Origin of the sequence: Thalassolituus sp. UBA2009, from assembly GCF_002335285.1 — a bacterium.
Lineage (GTDB): Bacteria > Pseudomonadota > Gammaproteobacteria > Pseudomonadales > Oceanobacteraceae > Venatoribacter > Venatoribacter alkanivorans.
On the sequence record NZ_DDCJ01000015.1, the window covers coordinates 1 to 5,383 of the forward strand.

4 protein-coding genes are annotated in these 5,383 nt (G+C 48.2%); all 4 read left to right on the plus strand.

Going from position 1 to position 5,383, the window contains the following annotated elements; genetic code table 11:
• Positions 1–146: 146 nt before the first annotated feature.
• Genes B3P58_RS01480 through B3P58_RS01495 form a run of 4 tightly spaced genes read left to right on the plus strand, consistent with a single transcriptional unit; the run spans position 147 to position 5,229 of the window.
• On the plus strand, positions 147–2,246 hold the full coding sequence (locus tag B3P58_RS01480) for a chemotaxis protein CheA (RefSeq protein WP_286715556.1): 2,100 nt from the start codon (positions 147–149) through the stop codon (positions 2,244–2,246).
• A 1-nt stretch (position 2,247) separates the two neighbouring features.
• On the plus strand, positions 2,248–2,772 hold the full coding sequence (locus B3P58_RS01485; protein ID WP_286715559.1) for a chemotaxis protein CheW: 525 nt from the start codon (positions 2,248–2,250) through the stop codon (positions 2,770–2,772).
• Between the two features lie 14 nt (positions 2,773–2,786).
• Entirely contained in the window at positions 2,787–4,415 is a 1,629-nt protein-coding gene (locus tag B3P58_RS01490; protein WP_286715561.1) for a methyl-accepting chemotaxis protein, read from the plus strand.
• Positions 4,402–5,229: a CheR family methyltransferase gene (locus tag B3P58_RS01495; RefSeq protein WP_286715563.1), complete on the plus strand. Its 828-nt coding sequence runs from the start codon at positions 4,402–4,404 to the stop codon at positions 5,227–5,229. Before B3P58_RS01490 ends, B3P58_RS01495 begins: the two co-directional genes overlap by 14 nt.
• The last annotated feature ends 154 nt before the right edge of the window (positions 5,230–5,383 follow it).

Below are 5,383 nucleotides of genomic sequence, written 5' to 3' on the forward strand. Positions count from 1 at the left end.
TTATGGCTGAAAAAGCAATGCGGTGACAGCAGTCATATCACTGTCGATGTTCGCTCCGGCAGCAGTGCTGAGCACTTACTGAAACTTTATCAGTTGCCGGAAACACAGCTTGGCAAACTGGTCAGTACCGGGCAGGGGTAAATACGATGGATATGGATCAGGCCGAACAGCTTTTTATTAATGAAGCGGAAGAGCTTCTTGGGCAGATGGAGTCCTGTCTGCTTGAAGTTGATGGTGGCGATGCCAGTATCGTTGATCGTATTGATGAAATATTCCGTGCCGCTCATACCATTAAAGGCTCTGCCGGGTTGTTTGGCTTCGATGATATTGTGGCTTTCACGCACAACGTTGAGAGCGTGCTCGACAGGGTTCGGGCAGGAGATATCGGTTTTACTCCCGACCTGTCTGAGCTGATGTTTGATTGCCAGCGGCATATGAGCATTCTGGTTGCCGTTCTGAAAGGCAGCGGCGAGCGTGATCTTGCCGTTGAAGAGCGGTTGGTTAGCGCTCTTGGTCATTACATGACAGACAGCCCGACTCAGACACCATTGGCAACCGCTGCTGCGGAAAATACACCGGAGCTGAGCCAGAGCGAGCACCGCTGGCATATCTTTGTTCAATACGGCCCGGATACCTTCCGCGATGGTATGGACCCAAGTTCGCATATTAATTATCTGCATACTTTGGGGCATATCGACGATCTGACATTAACCAACAACCTTCCTGATGAAGGATTTGATGCAGAAGCATGTTATCTGGTGCTGAGTCTGTATCTGACAACCCATGCATCCCGTGACGATATTCTTGAGGTATTTGAGTTTATTCAGGAGTTCAGTACGGTAACGGTCACTGAAGAAAACTCAGTGCAGAGCGCCGAACCTGACGATGTCAGAGCGGTATCCGGCAGTGGTTCTTCTGCTGATAACGTGCCTGCCGACGTTGCCGTCAGTGCAGAAGACAATGAACCCAAAAAGGCCGAACGGACACTTGGCGATGTCAGTTTTCTGAAAGTGGATTCCCGTAAACTGGATCATCTGATTTCACTCATCGGTGAAATGGTTACGTCTGGTGCAGCGATTGAATTAATGATGCGCCACATGACAGATACCCGGATGTCTGAAGCCTTTTCCGGTATGGTCGGTTTAGTTGAACAGGTGCGAGATGGTGCGTTGCAGCTGCGCATGGTGCAGGTTGGGGAAACTTTCAGCCGGTTGCGCCGGATTGTCCGCGATGTTGCCAAAGAAACCGGTAAAGGAATTGATCTGAAAATATCCGGTTCAGAAACTGAGCTGGATAAAACCATGGTCGATAAGCTGGGCGATCCATTGATGCACATTGTGCGGAACGCCATTGACCATGGCATAGAGTCAGTTGAAAAACGTCTGGCCGCGGGCAAGCCAGAGAGTGGCAGCCTTCATCTTAATGCCTACCATGATTCCGGATCTGTTGTTATTGAAGTCATAGACGATGGCGCTGGTCTTGATGCAGAAAAAATCTATCAAAAGGCGCTGGAACGCGGCCTTATTGAACAGGGAAAAAAGCTGTCTGAAGAAGAAGTTTATCGTCTGATATTCTCGCCCGGATTTTCAACCGCCGAAGCCGTCACTAAATTATCAGGACGCGGCGTCGGTATGGATGTGGTTAAACGCAATATCGATGACCTGAAAGGATTGATTGAAATCAGCAGTGAGAAAGGCAAGGGCACACGTTTCCGCATTCGCCTGCCACTGACATTAGCAATCATTGACAGTTTTGAAGTATCTGTCCGGGATACTCATCTGGTTATTCCGACCAGCATGATTAAAGAATGCATCGGTTTTGACCGGAAAAAGCTCTGCATTGACAGAAACTTTATTAATCTGCGTGGCGAGGTTCTTCCTTTTGTCCGCGTTGCTGAAATATTCAGTTACGACGGCATTACTTCAGCGAATGATCCGGTTGTTAGCGGTTATCTTGATGAAATGCTGGGAGAAGAACATGAACAGGAAGCTAAAGAGCACCTGGTCGTTGTTCAGTTTGCAGACAAACGGGCCGGTTTGGTTGTCGATGAACTTCTGGGCGAAGTTCAGGCGGTGGTTAAGCCCATATCTGCTCTTTTCAGATCCATCCGTGGTATCAGTGGCACGACAATTCTTGGCACCGGAGATGTCGGGTTTATTGTCGATGTACCGCAGTTTATTGAATTTTCCCGCGACAGCGAAGCAAAGAACATTAACCGCAATCTGTTAAATGTGATGAGGACCTGATATGACGGCCGATTTCAATGAAGCGGCGGATAAAGTCTTTACTGAGAATAATTATTTCTGTCAGTACCTGACCTTTATTCTTGGCGATGAGGTTTATGGCATCAGTATTAACTCAGTGAAAGAAGTGATTGAGTTCGGCAATGTAACAACCGTGCCCATGATGCCTAAGTTCGTTAAAGGCGTTCTCAACCTGCGCGGAGAGGTCGTGCCTGTTGTCGACCTCTCAATTCGCTTTGGTGACCTGCCAACACTGATCCATAAACGCAGCTGTATTGCCATTCTGGATGTTCTTTTTGAAAACAAAAAGACCGTGATCGGTGTCGTCGTTGATGCTGTCAATGATGTGGTTGAGTTACAGAAGGACCAGATCAAAGACCCTCCGGAGTTTGGCGCTAAAATCCAGGCTCAGTTTATTCAGGGGGTTGCTCATATTGATGAACACTTTGTGATTATTCTCGAACCGGATCGGGTTCTTTCCATAGAAGAAATGGCCATGATTATTGAACAGTCCTCATCCAGCAGTTAATCGGGAGAAACAACATGCTGAATAATATGAAAATTGCCTATCGTCTGGCACTGCTGGCATCGACGTTGTTGTTTTTCCTGATAATGATCGGTGTGCTTGGTATCAGTGGGATGCGTTCAGAGCATCGGGCGATGGAAACCGTATACCTTGATCGGGTTGTACCGCTTAAAGACCTGAAACTGATTGCCGACATGTATGCCGTTAATATTGTGGATACTGCCCATAAAGTCCGTAATGGTGGACTGAGCTGGGAGCGCGGATTGAGCAATATTGATGTTGCTCAGCAGAGTATTTCGGAAAAATGGCGTGGGTATCTTTCGACCCAACTGGTAGCAGAAGAAGCTGCACTGGTTGATGAAATAAAACCGCTTTTACGTACGGCTGATGCCGCTGTAGAGCGTGTTAAAAGCATCATGATGAAAGAAGACCAGGCAGCGCTTGATGAATTTGTATTGAACACCCTCTACCCGGCCATTGAACCGGTGAGTGATCGTTTTTCCAAACTGGTGGACGTACAGATCAATGTGGCTGCTAAAGAATATGAAGTATCTTCAGAGAGTTACTCTGCGACGTTGATCACTAACATCATCATTATTGTTGTGAGCCTGCTGATCAGTATTTTCTTGGGGATTATCATTACCCGCAGTCTGGTAAAGCAGCTGGGTGGCGAGCCCTCGTATGCCGCGGAGGTTATTCAGAAGGTCGCAGCCGGTGATCTGACCCAGAATATTCAGATTAAACCGGATGACCGAACCAGTATGCTGTTTGCGATTGTACAGATGGTCGATAAGTTATCGGACATCATTTCTCAGGTTCGCTCGTCGGCCGATAATCTTTCATCTGCATCTGAGCAAATGAGTGCTACGGCGGAGTCTATCAGCCAGGCAGCAGCAGAACAGGCCTCCAGTGTTGAGGAAACCTCGGCGGCCATGGAGGAAATGAGCGCTTCCATCAACCAGAATAACGAGAATGCCAAAATTACCGATGGTATTGCCAATAAAAGCGCCCATGATGCGATCAGAGGGGGTGAGTCGGTGATGAAAACCGTCGATGCGATGAAGCAGATTGCCGATAAAATCAGCATCATTGACGACATCGCCTATCAAACCAACCTGTTGGCTCTGAATGCTGCTATTGAAGCCGGCCGGGCTGGCGAGCATGGACGCGGATTTGCGGTTGTGGCAGCGGAAGTACGTAAACTGGCGGCGCGCAGTCAGACAGCAGCTAAAGAGATCGGTGAAGTTGCAAGTAACTCCGTCGCACTGGCAGAAGATGCCGGCAAACTTCTCTCAGAAATTGTGCCGTCGATCCAGAAAACCGCTGAGCTGGTTCAGGAGATTGCAGCAGCCAGTGGTGAGCAGAGTACCGGCGCGCATGAAATTAATAATGCTATTGGCCAGATCACCCAGGCAACGCAGCAGAATGCGGCTGCCTCTGAGGAGTTATCGTCTACTTCTGAAGAGCTGACGTCACAGGCTGTAGAGCTGCAGCAGATGATGGAGTACTTCAATGTTGGGCTGACTCAGGGCGCACCAACACGCAAGCCTGTACGGACTGTGCGTCCGGCTCCTGAGCGTAAGAACCTTGCAGCCGTAAAGGCGGGTAATACAGACGATGACGACTTCGACTTTGAGAAGTTCTAATTACACCGCTTTACAGCCATTGGCGGATGCGGAGTTTAATTTTTTCCGTCAGTGGCTGTTTCAGAACTCTGGCATAACATTGAATGACAGTAAGAAGAGTCTTGTCAGTGGCCGCCTGAGTAAGCGTATTGCTAAGTTGGGTTTGGGAAGTTTTTCTGCATATCTGAAGATTATCCGGAGCGGGGATAAAGAAGAAGCTCAGGTGCTTCTGAATATTCTTACAACGAACGAAACGTATTTCTTCCGTGAGCATAAGCACTTTGAATTTATGCAGTCCGTTATTCTTCCCGATCTGAAGCAGGCAGGGAAAGTGTCGGTCTGGAGCGCCGCGGCATCTACAGGTGAAGAAGCCTATACCGTGGCTCTGATCATGGCTGATGCTTTTGGTTTGCATGGCCCCTGGAGTGTAACGGGTACAGACATCAATACCGAAGTGCTCAGTATTGGTCAGCGGGCCATCTACCCGATTGAGGCTTCGGTCAAAATTCCTGAAAGCTACCGGAAAAAATATTGCCTTAAAGGTAAGGGAAAAGATCAGGGGCTTTTCCGCATTTGTGGTGAACTGCGTAAGCAAGTGAATTTTACCCAGCACAACCTGATGCAACCTTATGCTGGCACAGAGCGCTTTAACCTGGTGTTTCTGCGTAATGTACTGATCTATTTTGATCTGGAAGAAAAGAAAGAGATTCTCCGCCATGTCATGAACAGCATGACTCCCGGAGGCTGGCTTCTGGTCGGACATTCAGAAAGCATTACTGGCTATAGCGAAAGAATTAAGCAATATCAGCCCGGATGTTACCGGCTGATATCCTGATATGCGCCAGGTATATCTGAAACCAGGAGACTATCTGATTGATGAGGTGGACGTCGGTCTGGTCAGTACCATCCTTGGCTCTTGTGTTGCCGTAATTCTCTGGCACCCGAAAAGCAAAGCATACTGTATCTGCCATTATTTATTGGCAGGGGAG

What these genes read in the sequence shown, in the direction of transcription:
- B3P58_RS01490 (WP_286715561.1), top strand. Translation starts at nt 2,787, where the DNA reads ATGCTGAATAATATGAAAATTGCCTATCGTCTGGCACTGCTGGCATCG.
- B3P58_RS01480 (WP_286715556.1), top strand. Translation starts at nt 147, where the DNA reads ATGGATATGGATCAGGCCGAACAGCTTTTTATTAATGAAGCGGAAGAG.
- B3P58_RS01485 (WP_286715559.1), top strand. Translation starts at nt 2,248, where the DNA reads ATGACGGCCGATTTCAATGAAGCGGCGGATAAAGTCTTTACTGAGAAT.